This window comes from Paenibacillus sp. FSL H7-0703 (genome assembly GCF_038003485.1).
In the GTDB taxonomy this organism is placed as follows: domain Bacteria; phylum Bacillota; class Bacilli; order Paenibacillales; family Paenibacillaceae; genus Paenibacillus; species Paenibacillus polymyxa_B.
Genome location: NZ_JBBOPF010000001.1, coordinates 450,147 through 466,202, shown reverse-complemented (window position 1 = coordinate 466,202; position 16,056 = coordinate 450,147). Strand labels below are relative to the sequence as shown.

Here is a 16,056-nt window from a genome sequence, read left to right as displayed (position 1 = left end):
CAACGAGCTTATTTCATCCCGTAGCATAATATCACTAAACACACAGGTGAACCCCCAAGTAGAAAAAATAGATGGAGGAATGTTGTATGGCATTTAACCAAATCAGGATATATGCTTAGTGTTGTCTTAATGGGAAAAAGTTCAAGGTAGTTACCATAAATCCCCCTCATGTGTGGCTAAGGAGGCCTGATGGTGAGGATCTAGAGATATTTTTTACTGATTTAGTGAATCACCCGACTTTTGTACCGGAAGCCTCGATGAAACTTGAGAAGCAACAAGAGAAGAAGTCATACGATAATGTACTTGCAAAATTAGATCCGAAAAAAAGAGACGAGGTCAGTAAACGTTTTGATCTGATACAGCCGCTGATTTTACTCGAAAAGATAAAGAATGGTAATATTCAAGGCGTGTCAAAATTTAATGATAAATATAAGGAACTTCTTCATGAGGATGAAGAAGTGTTTAAACTTAAGCAAGAAGAGTTAATCTCTAAAATTGTGAAAAAGTATGGCGGATCCAGGGCAACCATTACGCGCATTTTGGCAAATTATAGAAAATACGAAGACGCATCGATATCCAGAGGACTTGAGAGATTAATATTAAATAAAGGAAAAGGATACACAGGAAGAAAAGATAACAATGTGATGACAATTTGCCATCCAGAACGGCAAGAAATTGTACTGGATACTATTCTTGTCCGTCTTACTGATAAGCAAATTGAAATATTAAAAGAAAGTCTTGAAAGGGACTACCTAAATAAATATCGTGTATCGAAAGCAACAATACATAGATTAGTAGAACGAAGATGCGCGAAGGTGAACAAAGCAGAAGTTAAATATAGCACAATCTCCGATATTATTGACCGAATTGATAAACAGGCAGTAGAAAGACTTCGAAATATAAATAAGGCTAAGACTATTTATGATGAAGTCGCCCGTGGTTATGCAAACAGAGAGGCCATATATAGGTTGGATATTATTCAGATGGATCATACACGCTTGGATATGCAGGTGATTGATGATGTAACAGGTCTTGTAATTGATCGACCCTGGATTACACTTGGAATCGATGTATTCTCTCGTGGGGTATGGTGTCTATATTTATCTCATGAAAATCCATCAATCAATGTAGTAAGGAAAGCTATTTTACCATACTTTATATAAATCTATGCCCGAAGTATTACTGTATATCCGTAAGGAGAAAGATAGACTAAATTTTAATAAAATCCCCAAGTGCTGTACAAATCTCTTCAACTGCAATTTTGGAATACATAAGATGAAAACCTGCTTGTTCTCCATGGATTCTCAGGCTACTAAGCCTGCTGCTACGAAGCCTACAGGAAGTAGACGAAAGAGCGCTGCTGATGATAAGAAGACCGAATAAGGAGAGCGTCCCATGGAAGTCCGATCCGGACAATTCGCATAGCAGCCATTGGCAGAAAAAAAGGGTTGTCCCATAAGTCATAAAAATGACTAGGGACGTCCTGTTCTCCAATTGTAAAACAATAAGAAACCGTTCCTGGGTAAAATGGAGGTACCACCCGACCATTTGAAAGGATATGGTTTCTTTGTACATTCAATATACCATTATGAGATAAAAAGAGGAGTTACGCAGGACTATCCCTCATCCATGTTATGTGGCTTTGTGGCCAGCCCCTCAATTAATGTCTATTAGCTCTTAAACCTTCAATAAATATGCGGTGTAATCCATCAAGAACTCGTTGGCTTGTAAAGCCTTCATCTTGGAGATGGTAATCGATATTGTGAAGCACGGCCAGCAGGGCTTCAATAGTATATGAAATGTCCACCCCGGATACGTCTCCCTGTTCAACGGCCTCATTTAGCAGATTTCTGCTTATATTGCGCATCCATTGACATAACGGAGATTGTAACGGACGATGCCCGGTTGAGGCCCGGCTGACCTCACAGAGCCAAGGAACTTTCGCCTCTAAAAAAGAGACATATCTTACGATTACATGGTAAAGCCGGTCCAAGGCAGCGGTTTCTGGGGATTGATCAAGAAATGCTTGAACTTCATCAAACAAAGGTTGGTATTCTTCATACGCGATCTCCTGACATATGTCGCCCTTATCCGAGTAGCGGCGGTATAGGCTTGCTTGTCCTACTCCAGCAGTCTTCGCAATCTGATGCATATTGACATTGTCAACACCGTTTTTGATGAAAAGTTCTCTAGCCGCCGCCAAAATTCGTCTTCGGTTTAACTCCTCTCTGGGAATTTTCAGAGAGACAGATTGCGATTCTGAATTCACCATAAACATCTCCCTTCATCATTAATTTAACTGTTATTTAACACGAAAAACGGACAATATGTCCGTTTTTCGTGTATAGGACATGTTGTCCGTCTTCATAATTATAATACATTTCGTGAAAAATTAAAAATACATTCATTTGGGTGACCGATGAGCTTTTTTTTAATTCTTGGTATAGTGCTTTTTGTAAATTGGAGGCAAATGCGGTTCAATGCCCGATAGGTCCAGTTCCTTTAAACTTGCGATCGTATGAATAAACTGCTCGTATGCTTTTTTCTTGTCGCTCGTCGTATCTGTTCCGGTTTCGGTTGATGCTTTCCTGCTAACTTCAGAGTTAAGTTGCTTTTGATCCATAGATTACCCTCCATCAAATATAGTCAGGCTTACAAATCCGGATGTCTCTTGTGCCAGTCTGTATTCATTTCATAAGTATTGCCGATACCTAGTACTGTCGCTTCTTCGAAGGGGCGGCCAATCAATTGCATATTAATCGGCAGACCGGAAGGTGAGAAGCCGCAAGGCATGCTCAGGCTAGGCAAGCCAGTCAAATTGGTCGGAACCGTAAATGAGTTCAATCTGAATACACTAGCATCATCATCTGCACGCGGCGCAGTGATCGGTGTTGCCGGCGTCAACAAGATGTCGATTCCGGACAATGCATTCAAAAAATCATTGACAATTAGTTGCCGGGCCCGCTGAGACTGAAGGTAAATGGAAGCCGGAATATCTCTACTGCTTTCAAGAAACATTCGGACGTCCGGTCCATACTGTTCCAATTCTGTCTCAAGCCACTTCTCGTGGTACGAGTACATTTCCGTCATCATAATGGCCATCGTCGCACTTCTAACATGTTTGATCAGGGGCAGGCTAACTTCGATGATTTCTGCTCCCAGTTCTCGGAATTTATTGATAGCGGCCTTCATCGCAGCTTCCACTTCCGGCATCAAATCCTCGTAATAGTAGCTTGTCGGCAATCCGATACGCACACCCCTGAGATCATTCGGATACATCTTGATACCTGGCGCAGGCAGATCGACAGTCGATTCATCCTTTGGATCGAAGCCAGACATCACATCCAAGCACAGGGACGCATCCATGACACAGCGGGTCAACGGACCCGAGTGGTCCAATGACCAGGCCATTGGAATGATACCATACCGACTGACCCGACCGTACGTCGGCTTCATCCCTACGACACCGCACAAAGCAGCGGGTATGCGGATCGAACCTCCGGTATCCGAGCCTGTGCCCAGATAAGTAAGTCCAGCCGCTAAAGCAGAAGCCGAGCCGCCGCTTGAACCTCCCGTTACAAGTTCAGTGTTCCACGGATTGAGGCAAGGACCGAAGTGCGGGCTAGTTGTTGTCAATCCCGCAGCGAACTCGTGAGTCTGTACTTTGCCTAGCAGAACTGTTCCAGCCTCATGTAGCTTAGCTGCAACCGTCGAATCGTAATCGGGGACGAAGCTGTTCAATATTTTTGAACCGGCAGTTGTTCGGATCCCTTTAGTGTAATATAGATCCTTATGAACGATGGGAATCCCGTGAAGGGGCCCTTTGTACCGACCATGCATAATATCGCGTTCCGATTGCTTCGCTTGTTCAATCGCCAGTTCGGACGTTTGGGTAACGAAAACGTTCAGTTTCGGATTCAAACGTTCGATGCGGTGAAGCGCATGTTCTGTAATCTCTACCGGGGATATTTCCCTTGTTCGGATCCCCTCGGCCAGCTCATGAATAGCAGCAAAGGACAGTTGGAAATTTAATTTACTCATCTATTCATCCTCCGTATCTTTCGGACATGTCGTAAGTCTACCAAACTAATTACCATAGCTTCCGCTACGATTTGCTTTTCTTGCGAATAAGTATGTCAGGATTGCCAACAGGGAAATGGTAAAATAAACAACAGAAAAAGGCATCTTTAGATCAATAAGTCGGCCGACCAGCGCAGGGCCGAATGCTCCGCCTAGGAGATAGGCCAGTGTGAAAATACCCATCCCTACACCCAGCTCAGCCGAACGGAGTGTCGTCGAAACTAAATTGCTGCTAGAGGTGAGGACACCGTTGAATCCAATCATAAGGATAATGATCAATAAAGCGTCGATCCATGGCGGCAAATGTACGGATACTCCCAGTAGTATAAATCCGCTGATGACGAGACTTTGCGATATGACAAGCACGCGGGAGCTTCCGAAACGATCTGTCCAACCTCCGATCCGGGATCCGAGCAAGGCTGCACAGGCGGCACCGGGAAGCATCAGCAGACCGATTTTACTAGTTGGTAAATGAAAGGAATTCTTCATCATGACAGGAAGAGTAAAGGTTAACCCCGTGTTGCATACGAAGGTAAGGAATCCAATCCCTAGAATTCGTCGGTAAGGAGCATTTTTCATGAAAGATGCATCGATAAATGGATGTTCTTTTTTCTGAATATGAGTACCGAACCATAGAAGAACTGCTGCTCCTGCAATGAGCATAAACCAATAGTTCGTAACCCCTAGCAATACCAACGCCAGTCCCGCGGAGAACAAAACAGCTCCGAGAAAATCGAATGAACCGCGGTCGTGTTTCTTGTCAGGAACATACTTGAATATCAAAGGGATAACAAATAGGCTCAGACTGGACACGATGAACAAAGCACGCCAGCCAAAGTATTGCTCCACGAAACCGCCGAACACAGGCCCGAAGCCGGAAGCAAAGGCAATTGTGGCGGATAAGGTTCCCAGCACCCGTCCCTTGACTGTAGGCTTAAAATACAGGGTTACTGCCGCATAAGACAGGGGAGAGATGGATGAGGCCCCTGCTGCCTGCAGCAGTCTTCCAATGATGACTTGCAAGTATGAAGCTGCAAAAAAGCCGATCATAGAGCCGAAAGCTAAAAGGATTAAACCAATGACATACAGCTGGCGAAAGGAAAAGGACTCCGTTAACTTGCCGTAAGTACCGGCGCCGATAGCCATCAAAATGCTGTAACCGACCATAACCCAGCTCACCTGCGAGGAGGTCAGGGCAAAGTCAGCGGAAATCGAAGGTATAGACAAATTAAACATGGTCATATTGATGTTTCCGAAAATAATGAGCAAGCAAAGTGTCCCCATTAATTTCCGCTCATTGCCGGATAAAGCCATTGATTGAGTATCCATAGCCTGTCCCTCCATTACAGGAAGTCAGGAAAGGTGCGGCATTTTTGCGCCTGATCTCTATCGTGTCCCAAGAAAACATAGGACGGCCGAACATCCTGAATTAACTCCTGCATGCGAGTAATCGATTTGGCAGCCATCTCTTGATCGAATGTCAAGAACGGTACGCTATTCTCGAAGTTCTCCCGAGTATAAGCAACATCAATTGTCAGTAGCACTGGACCCGACTTTTCCGTTGTGACAAGGACTGATTGATGGCCAGGGGAATGACCCGGAGTGAATAAAATTTGAACCCCCGGAATCAATTCATGGTCACCCTCAATGATTTGATATTGTAAATCGGGCAGCCTGCACTCTAATGGAGAGTAATCCTCATTGTTTATGGCCGCATCATACTCTGCCCTTTGAATAAGGATCGGCGTATTGCGGAAATGCCCGTTTCCCCCAGAATGATCCAAGTGTAAATGGGAGCTAATGACCATTTGAATATCGTCAGGTCGATAACCTACACGCTTTAACACATTTACGATTGAGTCGCCGTCAGACATGTTGGGGACGACGCGCCCTTCACGTCTAGTCCCCTTGTAGTAATCGGGATTGTTGATAAAAGCGTCGGGCATTCCCGTATCGATGAGTATCGGCCCGCTGGTCGTTTCCAATAGAAAAGACCACACAGGCATTCCGACTAATTTCCCGGGGGCAAGGGTTCGATTAACTGCCGATTGATCTAGGAAACATTCACCTACAGGTAAAAAATACAACTTTTTTATATTCATCCCAGTTTCACCCTTCATATTATAAATTCGGACAGTTTGTCCGTTTTGTTTTGATTATATCGGACAAACTGTCCGATGTCAATTTGTCAACGGTGGTTGGGCTTCGGCAAAAGCCTTACACCTGCAACAATACGCCAAGCTAAAGAATGTCGCCTAGGTGGAGTGCAAAGAAACAACGGGGCTGCGTTAAAGCCGCAGTGTACAAAAACCAAGGGGATCGCGATATCAAAGTGAGCAAGAGTATTTGCGGCTAAAGAGCCACGCAAGACAAAAGCCAAGGAGCTAAGCGAAAACAGACCGCTTAGTCCTTGGCTTTTTACGATTATCATTCTATTTTTCTGGTGAGGGCGTTCAAATGTTTAGTTTTGGGACAGCCTCTTTTAACAAACTACCCGTTTACCCGTGGTTGAAAGGTACAACTGTTTCAGTAGGAGTAGTAATTGGAACGATAGCGCTAAAAAGCGCAACTGCTAGGCACATATCCGCCAATGCTTTTTTCATTTGTCAGCACTCCCTTTATAATATTTTCATATTGTTGTTGCTGCTCAGTTGTAGCTAATTTTCGCACTTTTTCATACATAGCAGTGGTTGTAATGAATTCCTTATATACATTCATATGAACTGCTATTGATAGATATTCCAGTATATAATTTATTGTGTCATGATAGGAACTTTGGTTGAGTTTATAAATTGCTAATTGATGCAACTTTCCATTCAGTGAACCAGAAGTGACCGTATGTCTGATAGTGATCGTTTTATTGAACAGATCAATGGTAGACCATTTTAGACCTACAACCTCACCCAATTAAAGATTTATATATATTTTTATAAAAAAAGGAAAAATATGAGTTTATCATCGTTGATGAAACACAGCGAATATACATCCACCAACTAGAGATTATCATTGATTATGTGAGACAAAACCAAGTTAAATGTGTTTTTCCATACGACCCAGATCAAGTCTTTACTACTAAAATTAAAGAACTCTTAAACAATTCAGTCGGAAAGATTGAGCAATTAAATCATAAAAAATATAAACTCACTCAAAAGATAAGGACTAATAAGGAGATTGCAGCTTTTATTACCAATTTATTCAATACCAATAATATCAACAATAATATGGACTATAAAAATATTCATCTTCAGTACTTTGATTCTGCAAAATCTTTGCGATACTAGTTAGAGCAGTTAAAAGAAAATAGTTGGGAAGTAATCGACTATACCAGTTCCAGCTATTACCTTTTATCAATTGATAAGTACTCAGTGGGAAATCGAAACGCTCATCATGTTATTGGACAAGAATTTGATAAAGTTGCCGTTGTAATAAACGAGCGTTTTTATTACAACGATTCTGGGCAGCTTTTGTCTACTAGAGAAGCGGGGGCACCTCCCTATCGTATGGACAAAATGCTGTACCAAATGCTAACGAGAGCACGACAGGAGATTACTGTTGTAATCTATAAAAACAAGGATATGCTGAATGCCTGTTTAAAAATAATGGGCTTAAAATGATTGATTGTAGTCAGGAGATAACAATGTTTCGGTTCAGCCATCAATCCAGCGGGAGAAAATTTTTAGAGGTAAAGATTGATTGAATAACTGCTACGGGCTGTGCAGTCGATCAGTTGGACTTAATTAATAAGGAAAGGATGAGTTTTATGAAACTAAGCCTAAGTCGAAAAGCTAATCTTGAAGGTATGCTGATAGGAGATCAAGTTACAATTGGAGGGCCGGCGGTAGAGGAGAACATCCGGTTTGAAGTATTGAGAAATGAATCGGGATTTGAAAATAAGGTTTTTGATCGATTGGTAAAAAAGTTAGATAAAGAACCTTTTTCGACTGTAGATCAAGTAATCAAATATATTGAAACCTATTGAGTTCAATTGATTGAGGACCTGGAAGCGGCTGCGGAGTCAATCAGATCGATTGGGGAAGTGGCCAGCCTGCAGCCGGGTGCAGGTCGATATGTATGCCAATAATTGAGGACTTGAAAAGGGGGATTTTTTATGGCTGGAACGCAAACCAAGATAGATAATTTTAATGAACAATTACAGAAACTCAAGGACTTTTTTCAACGAATCATGGAGCGAGGGATGAACGGGTATGCGGGTGCCGTCTGGCCAGTTATTGTGCGTCGGTGGATAGATAGATGGGAAGATTCCCCTAAAGCTAAATATGTATACCAATACCCGGAAAGATTCTTTCGAAACCTGAGACACAGATATGATATCTTTTTGAATGCCGAAAAGAAGCCTGACCGTCTCGTAATGCTCAAGTACCTGGTGGACGAGCTCATGGACAATAAGATAGATATTCATCTATATCATTTTGGTATGTATCTGCTCTACCCTTACGCATCCCGGAAGCAAGAAGAAGATGCAGAGGCAGTTGGCAAAAAGCGATCCAAGTTTATTAGTCATCTGCCACGATTTGAATTGAAAAGCAACGATGAATTTGTATCTGAAGTGAGGTCCGATTTAATCTTACGACGGTACCCCGAAGTAGGAGAGGAAATTGTGACAGTGCCCTCTTTTAGTCAGCTTAGAATACTATTTACAGCGGATAACTTCGGAATCACACCGGAACATATTATTAGGATGCGGATTGGATAGAACCGATCCCTGGGTTGGAACTGAAAGTCAGGAAGTGGGTTGGGGAGAAGGACCCGATGACTCCGCAGCCGAAAAAAGATGGAATGATTGAAGATCTGATTACACTTGGACACGAAGGCAGCGGCAATGGCCTGCGGCATTTTGTTGCCGGTAAGCCGATCCAAGCGGGTAGCTACATGGAGGTTAAATTTGGGGACGGCTGGATACCAGGGAGATACGAGCAGAGATTTAAAGATTGGTGGGATGAAATGTTTAAGAGATTCAAATTTTGCTTCAGGCTTTATCAAGCGCGTTCGCTTGAAACTGTTTGCATAAGTTTTATATTTAGTTTTCTCGTTGGATTATTCTTGTATTTAGGTCATGCACCGGTTTCATGGTTGCCAATCTACATTATGGCATTCTTCTTGGATTGCTTAGCTTTAACACGAATAGTCTGGTGGCTACGAGTTCCTGGTAAAGGGACGAATATTTACGGCTATTTTCGGTGGGATAATACGATAGAAATTCATATCGGAAAGGTTAAATCACCAATGGAGTTTCAGCGTCGGATTAGAAACACAATCAAATATGCTCGTGAAAAAGGATATCTTATTGAATACACTTCCGGCATATTGACGCAGGTATGAGTTACGGTAATACATGAGACGAATTTAGCTATACTTTTTTTGGTATATGTCTGAGACTTTTTTAGCCGGGCAGATCGCCCACAGTTTACTCAAACGGATGTTGTGTCGCTGTTGCGGTTCAGGTAGAACCAGTAGCTAAAAGGAATCTACTGGTTCTCATTTCTCTTCACAGTTATAGAATGACGAGTGATCATATTAGGGTGTGATTATGTTATTGTTGGAGGATAAGTCTCAGTTATAATCCAAAAAAACGTAAAAAGTCTCAGTTATAAAGCAAGAAAGTATCACTTATAACTAGAAATTTTAGGAATGTAAGAATAACTTTTGTCTCAAGTATAGCCATTACTCATAGCTGGAAAGCAGCAGTTTGAACTACACAATCATAAGACCGGGGATTCTTTTGAATGAAATCGGTACGGGAAAAGTGGCTGCCGCGGAGAATATCACCTATGGCAGTATCCCACGTGAGGATGTAGCCCGTGCCATTGTGGCAGCTTTAGATGAGGAGAACACATACAAGCGAGCATTTGATCTGATTACTGGTGACGATTCAGTTGTCGAAGCATTGCAAAAAATCTGAAGATGAGGATCAAGTGTGAATCCAAACAATAAAGAATTATTTGCACCAATTACTTTGAAGTTTTGAAATCATGCCTAGAGTTGACAAATGAAACAAACATGTTAATGTATATGCTTGTGCATGCATTTTATTGATGCATTTCATAATATAAATCAGAGAGGAGTCTTTCTCACATGAAAGATTTATTTAGTCCCTATACAATTAAAGGTTTGGAATTGAAAAATCGTGTAGTTATGCCTCCAATGTGCCAATATTCGGTTGACAAAAAGGATGGGGTCGCCACAGATTGGCATTATATACACTACCTTAGCCGGGCGGTAGGCGGAGCTGGTTTTATCATAATTGAAATGACAGATGTAGAGCCAGATGGTCGTATCTCCGATTTTGATCTTGGTTTATGGTCAGATGAGCAGATTCCTGCTCTCAAACGGATTGTAGATGCTTGTCACAGCTACGGTGCCAAAGTGGGAATCCAGATCGCGCATGCCGGACGCAAGGCAGAAGATGCTGAAGTCCCTGTAGCACCATCTGCTATTGCATTTGATGAAAATTCTAAACAACCTCGCGCGCTTACAACAGAAGAGGTTAAAGGACTCGTTGAAAAATTTCGTGCTGCTGTAGCTCGCGCTGTTAAGGCTGGATTCGACAGCATTGAAATTCATGGTGCACATGGCTATTTGATTCATCAATTTCATTCGCCGCTTACGAACAAACGGGAAGATGAATATGGTAAAGATCTTACCCTTTTTGGTCGGGAGATCATTCAGGCAGCGAAGGGCGAAATGCCGGAAGATATGCCACTGTTGATGCGTATTTCTGCCAAAGAATATGTAGAAGGTGGATATGGTATTAAGGAAAGCATTGCTTTTGCCAAGGAATATCAAAAGGCAGGAGTAGATATGTTTGATATTTCATCTGGCGGTGAGGGACCTATAGCTGCATGGGGCAGACCAGGAACTCACGCAGCCTATCAAGTCCCCTTGGCAAAAGATATCAAAGAAGCTCTGGATATTCCGGTGATGGCCGTTGGAAGACTGGAAGATCCAATTTTGGCGAATGCAGTTATCGGAAATGAAGAGGCCGATCTGGTTGCTGTGGGTAGAGGGATGTTGAGAAATCCTTATTGGTCACTGGAAGCAGCATCAAAATTGAAAAAAGAAACTTCAATCCCTACACAGTATACTACAGGGTTTTAAGACTGACTGTATACATTACTGATTGAGCCTGCTTGGGTCAGTAAAACGATTCGAATCAAATAAATTGGCTTCATCAGCAGTGCAACCACAAGGAGAGCAACTTGCGTTTTATGGCGGCAAAGGAGCTCTTGCTAATCATAATTGGCCTGTCAAAGTTAAAAATGATGAACCTCTAGCTATATTCGACCAGGAAAATATTTTAAGTCCGAATGCAACGATAAAGGAATTTGAATTGGTCGATTAAGCAAAAAAAGTACGTCCTTTAGACCTTCTGTAAAGTACTCTATCAAGGTACTCTACAAAAGGTCTAATTAATGAGCTCTGCGATCACAGAGAGCATCCAGAATATTGTTGCTCAAACCAATTTGCTGGCTGCCTGGGCATGAGCATGGAAGAAGGTTTCCGATTGTGGCGGGAGAAGTGCGTAAGATTGCCGAATATGCTTTGAATCTGTGGGCGGAATCGATGACCAGACGATTCATCAAAGTACGGCATGTAGAACTTGACCTTACAAACAATAATGAAGATGTTCAGAGGAAGATACATAAGAAGAGATTCAGTTTTAGCTCTGATGTCTTTACATTGGACTTTGTGTAGAAAAATTGGTAAAGATACAAGCTAGTTACGGAGGATTTTTTTGTATCCCATATTTTCTCTAATTGACTTTGTGACTCGACATTATTATTATCTTATACTATAAGATTAATTATCTCATACTATAAGGTATTAGCGAGAAGGTGTTGTGACCAATGGATTATAAAGCATTAGCGACAGAACTATTCGAGTATATCGTCAAATCGCGGAAACCGGCATTAGAGGAACGAGGGCACTTCTCACGTGGCGAAATGGGGATTCTCATTTGTCTGAATTTCAATAAGGACGGGGTTACCTCTGGCCACTTGAGTGAATACTTGTCCGTCAGTACGGGACGGGTAGCAACGGCACTGAAGAGTCTGGAGAAGAAAGGACTAGTTGTACGGCGTACTGATGTCAACGACAAACGTAAGGTGATTGTATTCATTACGGATTCAGGTAAGCAATTTATGATTGATAGGCATAATGAAGGAATTGCATGGACCGAGAATGTTCTTCGAAAGTTAGACGAAGAGGATGCTAAAGAACTGATTCGACTCATTAAGCTTATTGTCTCTAGAAGCTGAATTTCTATGCAGATGCAGGACGCACCATACTTCACCAAACATCAAAGACTATCAGATAAAAGGAGAGCAACAGAATGCTAAAGATATTCAAATATCTCAAGAAAAATGAATGGATGCTCGTGCTTTGCAGCCTAGCTTTCATCGTTGTGCAGGTATGGCTTGATCTGAAGCTACCTGATTATATGGCGGAAATTACGACCAAGCTGCAAACGGAAGGAACGCCTGTGTCCGAACTGCTGATTCCCGGCAGTTACATGTTGTTTTGTGCCGTCGGCAGTATGATTGCATCTATTATTGTGGGCTATTTCGCGGCAAAGGTGGCTGCTGGGCTGGCTATGCGTCTGCGTGCGATGGTCTTTGACAAGACCTTATCCTTTTCAATGGAAGAGATGAACAGCTTTTCGACGGCAAGCCTCATTACCCGCTCCACGAACGATGTTACGCAGATTCAAACGGTGGTTGCGCTGGGGCTGCAGGTGATCATCAAGGCACCTATTCTGGCTGTATGGGCTATTGTGAAGATTGCGGATAAAAACTGGCAGTGGACCGCCTCCACAGGAGCGGCCGTGGCTGTTCTGATTTTAATGCTAAGTGTCATTGTTGTTTTCGCTCTTCCAAGTTTTCAGAGAATCCAGCGTCTCACCGATAATCTGAACAGGGTAACACGTGAGCATCTGATCGGACTTCGGGTAGTACGCGCTTATAATGCAGATCAGTATCAGCAGGAGAAGTTCGAGCAGGCTAACGTTGAGTTGACGAATACAAACCTGTTCGCGAACCGATTAATGACGATGATTGGCCCAGGTATGACCTTTATTATGTCAGGTCTGAGTGTCTCTATCTATTGTATCGGCGCTTACCTGATTAACGGGGCGGCCGTACCAGACCGCATTACGTTGTTTTCCAATATGGTCGTATTCTCCTCTTATGCAATGCAGGTGGTTATGGCCTTTATGATGGTAAGTATGATATTCATTCTGATGCCTCGCGCCTCGATCTCTGCCAAACGGATCATGGAGGTTTTGAATACCGAATCCAGCATCGTTAACGGGCATGAGACGACTGGAGAAGAGAGCGTTATGGGGCAAGTGGAATTCCGTAATGTCAGCTTCAAATATCCAGACGCGGAGGAGGCCGTGCTTCGCAACATTAGCTTTACGGCGAAACGAGGCGAGACGGTTGCCTTTATTGGCGCTACAGGCAGCGGAAAAACCAGCGTGATCAATCTGATTCCCCGTTTCTATGATGTGACCGAGGGAGAGGTACTCGTGGATGGTGTGAATGTCAGGAACTATAATCAGCAGGCACTCCATAACAAAATCGGGTATGTCCCCCAGAGAGCTGTACTGTTCAACGGTACGGTTGTATCCAACGTTTCGTATGGCGATAACGGAAGAGCAGGAGCTTCGGAGAAACTCGTTAAAGAAGCCGTTGGTATTGCTCAAGGAACGGAGTTTGTCGAAAAAATGGATGGTCAATATCAGGGTAGAATTTCGCAAGGTGGAGCGAACGTGTCCGGTGGTCAAAAGCAGCGGCTGTCCATTGCGCGTGCCATCTACCGTCAGCCGGAAATTTATATTTTCGATGATTCCTTCTCGGCATTAGACTACAGAACAGACCGGATTCTGCGCTCCGCTCTCAAAAAAGAAACCGGCCACGCTACGACACTTATCGTTGGTCAGCGCATAGGTACTATCAAAGACGCTGATCGGATTATCGTGCTGGACCAGGGAGAGATTGTAGGGAGCGGCACGCATGAAGAGCTGATGACGAACTGCAGCACCTATCAGGAAATCGCATATTCGCAGCTTTCGAAGGAGGAACTTATACATGGATAAGAATGAACACACCGTCGACAGCCAGCAAATGAAAATGAATCAGCGAGGTCCCATGGGTAAAGGAGCCGCGGGGGGCAAGGGTACTGGTGAAAAAGCGAATAATTTTAAAAAGACCATCAGTCAGCTTGTATCCTACAGCAAGGCCTATGTGCCTATGATTATACTCGCTATGGTACTGGGCCTGGTCGGCTCTACCCTCAACGTGATTGGCCCCGATAAGCTCAGTGATATTGCCAACCTGATTCAGGAAGGAATCGTAACCGGGATTGATGTAAGTGCTGTTCAGAAGATTGTTCTTGTATTGGCGCTTTTATATGGATTTGGTCTTATTTTTAACTATTTCCAGGGCTTCATTACGGCAACCGTCTCACAGCGTCTTACAAAGAAGATGCGGACAGAGCTGTCTCGAAAAATCGATCATATGCCTTTGAAGTATTTTGACTCTACGAGTTACGGTAATGTGCTTAGCCGTGTAACCAACGATGTCGATACCATTGGACAAACGTTAAACAACAGTCTCGGCACGCTTGTCAGTGCGCTGGCTACCTTCGTGGGCGCCTTGATTATGATGCTGTATACGAACTGGATCATGACCGTTACCGGAATTATAGCTACGCTGATCGGCTTTTGCCTGATGAGCGTGATTATGAAGCATTCACAGAAATACTTTGTAGCACAGCAAGCGGAGCTTGGCCAGATCAACGGTCATATCGAAGAAACCTATGCTGGTCATAACGTAGTCAAGGTATATAACGGGGAACAAGCAGCCAAGGAAGTGTTTCATGGTATTAACAGCCGCTTATATACAAATGCATGGAAGTCCCAATTCATGTCTGGTCTGATGATGCCAGTCATGATGTTCATTGGAAATTTTGGTTATGTCGCGGTCTGTGTCGTGGGAGCTTTGCTGGTCAACCAACAGACTATAACTATTGGAACTATTGTCGCCTTCATGGTGTATATTCGTCTGTTTACACAGCCCTTGTCGCAGCTGGCACAGGCCGCAACCAATCTGCAGTCAGCGGCTGCCGCCAGTGAACGTGTATTCGAATTTCTGGGTGAAGAAGAATTGGCAGATGAGCGTCACAAGACCATAAAGCTGGAAACTGCCAAAGGGGATGTCGAATTCAAACATGTCCGTTTCGGCTATAATGCAGATCGTATGATCATCAAGGACTTCTCCATGAAAGCTGAAGCTGGTCAGAAAATTGCCATTGTCGGTCCGACAGGCGCAGGTAAGACCACGCTCGTGAATTTGCTCATGCGGTTTTATGAGCTGAACGATGGAGAAATCTACATTGACGGCACCCCGATTAGCCAATTAACGCGCGAGAATATTCATGAATTATTCTGTATGGTGCTTCAGGATACCTGGCTGTTCGAAGGAACGATTCGTGACAATATCGTCTTTTCCAAAGATCATGTTACCGATGAGCAGGTGGAAGCTGCATGTAGAGCGGTGGGTCTGCACAGCTTCATTAAAACACTGCCGCAGGGCTATGATACAGTGCTGGATGACAAAGCCAATCTCTCTGCCGGTCAAAAGCAATTGATTACCATTGCAAGAGCGATGATTGAAGATTCACCCATGCTCATTCTGGATGAGGCCACAAGCTCGGTCGATACGCGTACGGAATTGCTGATTCAACAAGCGATGGACCAGCTGACTGTGGGGAAAACCTCCTTTGTGATTGCTCACCGACTTTCGACGATCAAGAATGCGGATCTGATTCTGGTCATGAAGGACGGTGACATTATCGAAATGGGTAACCATGAGGAATTGTTGGCTAAAGGCGGCTTCTATGCCGATCTATACAATAGTCAGTTTGAACATGCATCTTAAAAGTAACTGCTTGAAAGCA

Annotated in this window: 13 protein-coding genes and 2 pseudogenes; 10 read left to right on the top strand and 5 right to left on the bottom strand. The window is 43.4% G+C overall.

Annotated features, from left to right (window positions below; all coding sequences use genetic code 11):
• Positions 1 to 257: 257 nt before the first annotated feature.
• Positions 258 to 1,163, top strand: a complete 906-nt coding sequence (locus tag MHB46_RS01805) for a hypothetical protein (protein ID WP_341161401.1) — start codon at positions 258 to 260, stop codon at positions 1,161 to 1,163.
• Positions 1,164 to 1,660: 497 nt separating this feature from the next.
• On the opposite strand, the gene MHB46_RS01800 is transcribed toward MHB46_RS01805, so the two are convergent.
• From MHB46_RS01800 to aiiA, 5 genes are all read right to left on the bottom strand, one after another.
• Complete coding sequence (locus MHB46_RS01800; RefSeq protein ID WP_165179819.1) at positions 1,661 to 2,272, bottom strand: TetR/AcrR family transcriptional regulator; 612 nt, start codon at positions 2,270 to 2,272, stop codon at positions 1,661 to 1,663.
• A 159-nt stretch (positions 2,273 to 2,431) separates the two neighbouring features.
• Positions 2,432 to 2,623 carry a hypothetical protein gene (locus MHB46_RS01795; protein WP_165179820.1) on the bottom strand — a complete coding sequence of 64 codons (192 nt, stop codon included), beginning with the start codon at positions 2,621 to 2,623 and terminating at the stop codon, positions 2,432 to 2,434.
• Positions 2,624 to 2,652: 29 nt separating this feature from the next.
• The gene (locus tag MHB46_RS01790) at positions 2,653 to 4,041 is read right to left on the bottom strand and encodes an amidase (protein WP_341161400.1); all 1,389 of its coding nucleotides are present in this window, start codon (positions 4,039 to 4,041) and stop codon (positions 2,653 to 2,655) included.
• Positions 4,042 to 4,086: 45 nt separating this feature from the next.
• The gene (locus tag MHB46_RS01785; RefSeq protein ID WP_061830911.1) at positions 4,087 to 5,409 is read right to left on the bottom strand and encodes an MFS transporter; all 1,323 of its coding nucleotides are present in this window, start codon (positions 5,407 to 5,409) and stop codon (positions 4,087 to 4,089) included.
• A 14-nt stretch (positions 5,410 to 5,423) separates the two neighbouring features.
• Positions 5,424 to 6,182 (bottom strand): quorum-quenching N-acyl homoserine lactonase AiiA, encoded by a 759-nt coding sequence (gene aiiA / locus MHB46_RS01780; RefSeq protein ID WP_165179822.1) that lies wholly within the window; start codon positions 6,180 to 6,182, stop codon positions 5,424 to 5,426.
• 846 nt (positions 6,183 to 7,028) lie between these two features.
• Between aiiA and MHB46_RS26175 the strand changes: the two are divergent.
• The 9 genes and pseudogenes from MHB46_RS26175 to MHB46_RS01740 form a co-directional block, all read left to right on the top strand.
• A pseudogene (locus tag MHB46_RS26175) lies at positions 7,029 to 7,361 on the top strand (ATP-binding protein); the annotation flags it as partial.
• Between the two features lie 479 nt (positions 7,362 to 7,840).
• Positions 7,841 to 8,059, top strand: a complete 219-nt coding sequence (locus MHB46_RS01775) for a hypothetical protein (protein ID WP_165179807.1) — start codon at positions 7,841 to 7,843, stop codon at positions 8,057 to 8,059.
• 129 nt (positions 8,060 to 8,188) lie between these two features.
• The gene (locus MHB46_RS01770) at positions 8,189 to 8,794 is read left to right on the top strand and encodes a hypothetical protein (protein ID WP_341161399.1); all 606 of its coding nucleotides are present in this window, start codon (positions 8,189 to 8,191) and stop codon (positions 8,792 to 8,794) included.
• A 56-nt stretch (positions 8,795 to 8,850) separates the two neighbouring features.
• Complete coding sequence (locus MHB46_RS01765; RefSeq protein WP_341161398.1) at positions 8,851 to 9,420, top strand: hypothetical protein; 570 nt, start codon at positions 8,851 to 8,853, stop codon at positions 9,418 to 9,420.
• Positions 9,421 to 9,772: 352 nt separating this feature from the next.
• Positions 9,773 to 10,000 (top strand): annotated as a pseudogene (locus tag MHB46_RS01760) (NAD(P)H-binding protein); the annotation flags it as partial.
• Positions 10,001 to 10,173: 173 nt separating this feature from the next.
• On the top strand, positions 10,174 to 11,196 hold the full coding sequence (locus tag MHB46_RS01755) for an NADH:flavin oxidoreductase/NADH oxidase (RefSeq protein ID WP_341161397.1): 1,023 nt from the start codon (positions 10,174 to 10,176) through the stop codon (positions 11,194 to 11,196).
• A gap of 749 nt (positions 11,197 to 11,945) precedes the next feature.
• Positions 11,946 to 12,356: a MarR family winged helix-turn-helix transcriptional regulator gene (locus tag MHB46_RS01750; protein ID WP_013310356.1), complete on the top strand. Its 411-nt coding sequence runs from the start codon at positions 11,946 to 11,948 to the stop codon at positions 12,354 to 12,356.
• Positions 12,357 to 12,430: 74 nt separating this feature from the next.
• Complete coding sequence (locus tag MHB46_RS01745) at positions 12,431 to 14,194, top strand: ABC transporter ATP-binding protein (protein ID WP_165179824.1); 1,764 nt, start codon at positions 12,431 to 12,433, stop codon at positions 14,192 to 14,194.
• Positions 14,187 to 16,037, top strand: coding sequence for an ABC transporter ATP-binding protein (locus tag MHB46_RS01740; protein ID WP_341161396.1), 1,851 nt, complete (start codon positions 14,187 to 14,189; stop codon positions 16,035 to 16,037). Before MHB46_RS01745 ends, MHB46_RS01740 begins: the two co-directional genes overlap by 8 nt.
• Positions 16,038 to 16,056: the final 19 nt, after the last annotated feature.

What these genes read in the sequence shown, in the direction of transcription:
- MHB46_RS01805 (WP_341161401.1), top strand. Translation starts at nt 258, where the DNA reads ATGAAACTTGAGAAGCAACAAGAGAAGAAGTCATACGATAATGTACTT.
- MHB46_RS01740 (WP_341161396.1), top strand. Translation starts at nt 14,187, where the DNA reads ATGGATAAGAATGAACACACCGTCGACAGCCAGCAAATGAAAATGAAT.
- MHB46_RS01765 (WP_341161398.1), top strand. Translation starts at nt 8,851, where the DNA reads ATGACTCCGCAGCCGAAAAAAGATGGAATGATTGAAGATCTGATTACA.
- MHB46_RS01785 (WP_061830911.1), bottom strand. Translation starts at nt 5,409, where the DNA reads ATGGATACTCAATCAATGGCTTTATCCGGCAATGAGCGGAAATTAATG.
- MHB46_RS01795 (WP_165179820.1), bottom strand. Translation starts at nt 2,623, where the DNA reads ATGGATCAAAAGCAACTTAACTCTGAAGTTAGCAGGAAAGCATCAACC.
- MHB46_RS01775 (WP_165179807.1), top strand. Translation starts at nt 7,841, where the DNA reads ATGAAACTAAGCCTAAGTCGAAAAGCTAATCTTGAAGGTATGCTGATA.
- MHB46_RS01745 (WP_165179824.1), top strand. Translation starts at nt 12,431, where the DNA reads ATGCTAAAGATATTCAAATATCTCAAGAAAAATGAATGGATGCTCGTG.
- MHB46_RS01770 (WP_341161399.1), top strand. Translation starts at nt 8,189, where the DNA reads ATGGCTGGAACGCAAACCAAGATAGATAATTTTAATGAACAATTACAG.
- MHB46_RS01755 (WP_341161397.1), top strand. Translation starts at nt 10,174, where the DNA reads ATGAAAGATTTATTTAGTCCCTATACAATTAAAGGTTTGGAATTGAAA.
- MHB46_RS01790 (WP_341161400.1), bottom strand. Translation starts at nt 4,041, where the DNA reads ATGAGTAAATTAAATTTCCAACTGTCCTTTGCTGCTATTCATGAGCTG.
- MHB46_RS01750 (WP_013310356.1), top strand. Translation starts at nt 11,946, where the DNA reads ATGGATTATAAAGCATTAGCGACAGAACTATTCGAGTATATCGTCAAA.
- MHB46_RS01800 (WP_165179819.1), bottom strand. Translation starts at nt 2,272, where the DNA reads ATGGTGAATTCAGAATCGCAATCTGTCTCTCTGAAAATTCCCAGAGAG.
- aiiA (WP_165179822.1), bottom strand. Translation starts at nt 6,182, where the DNA reads ATGAATATAAAAAAGTTGTATTTTTTACCTGTAGGTGAATGTTTCCTA.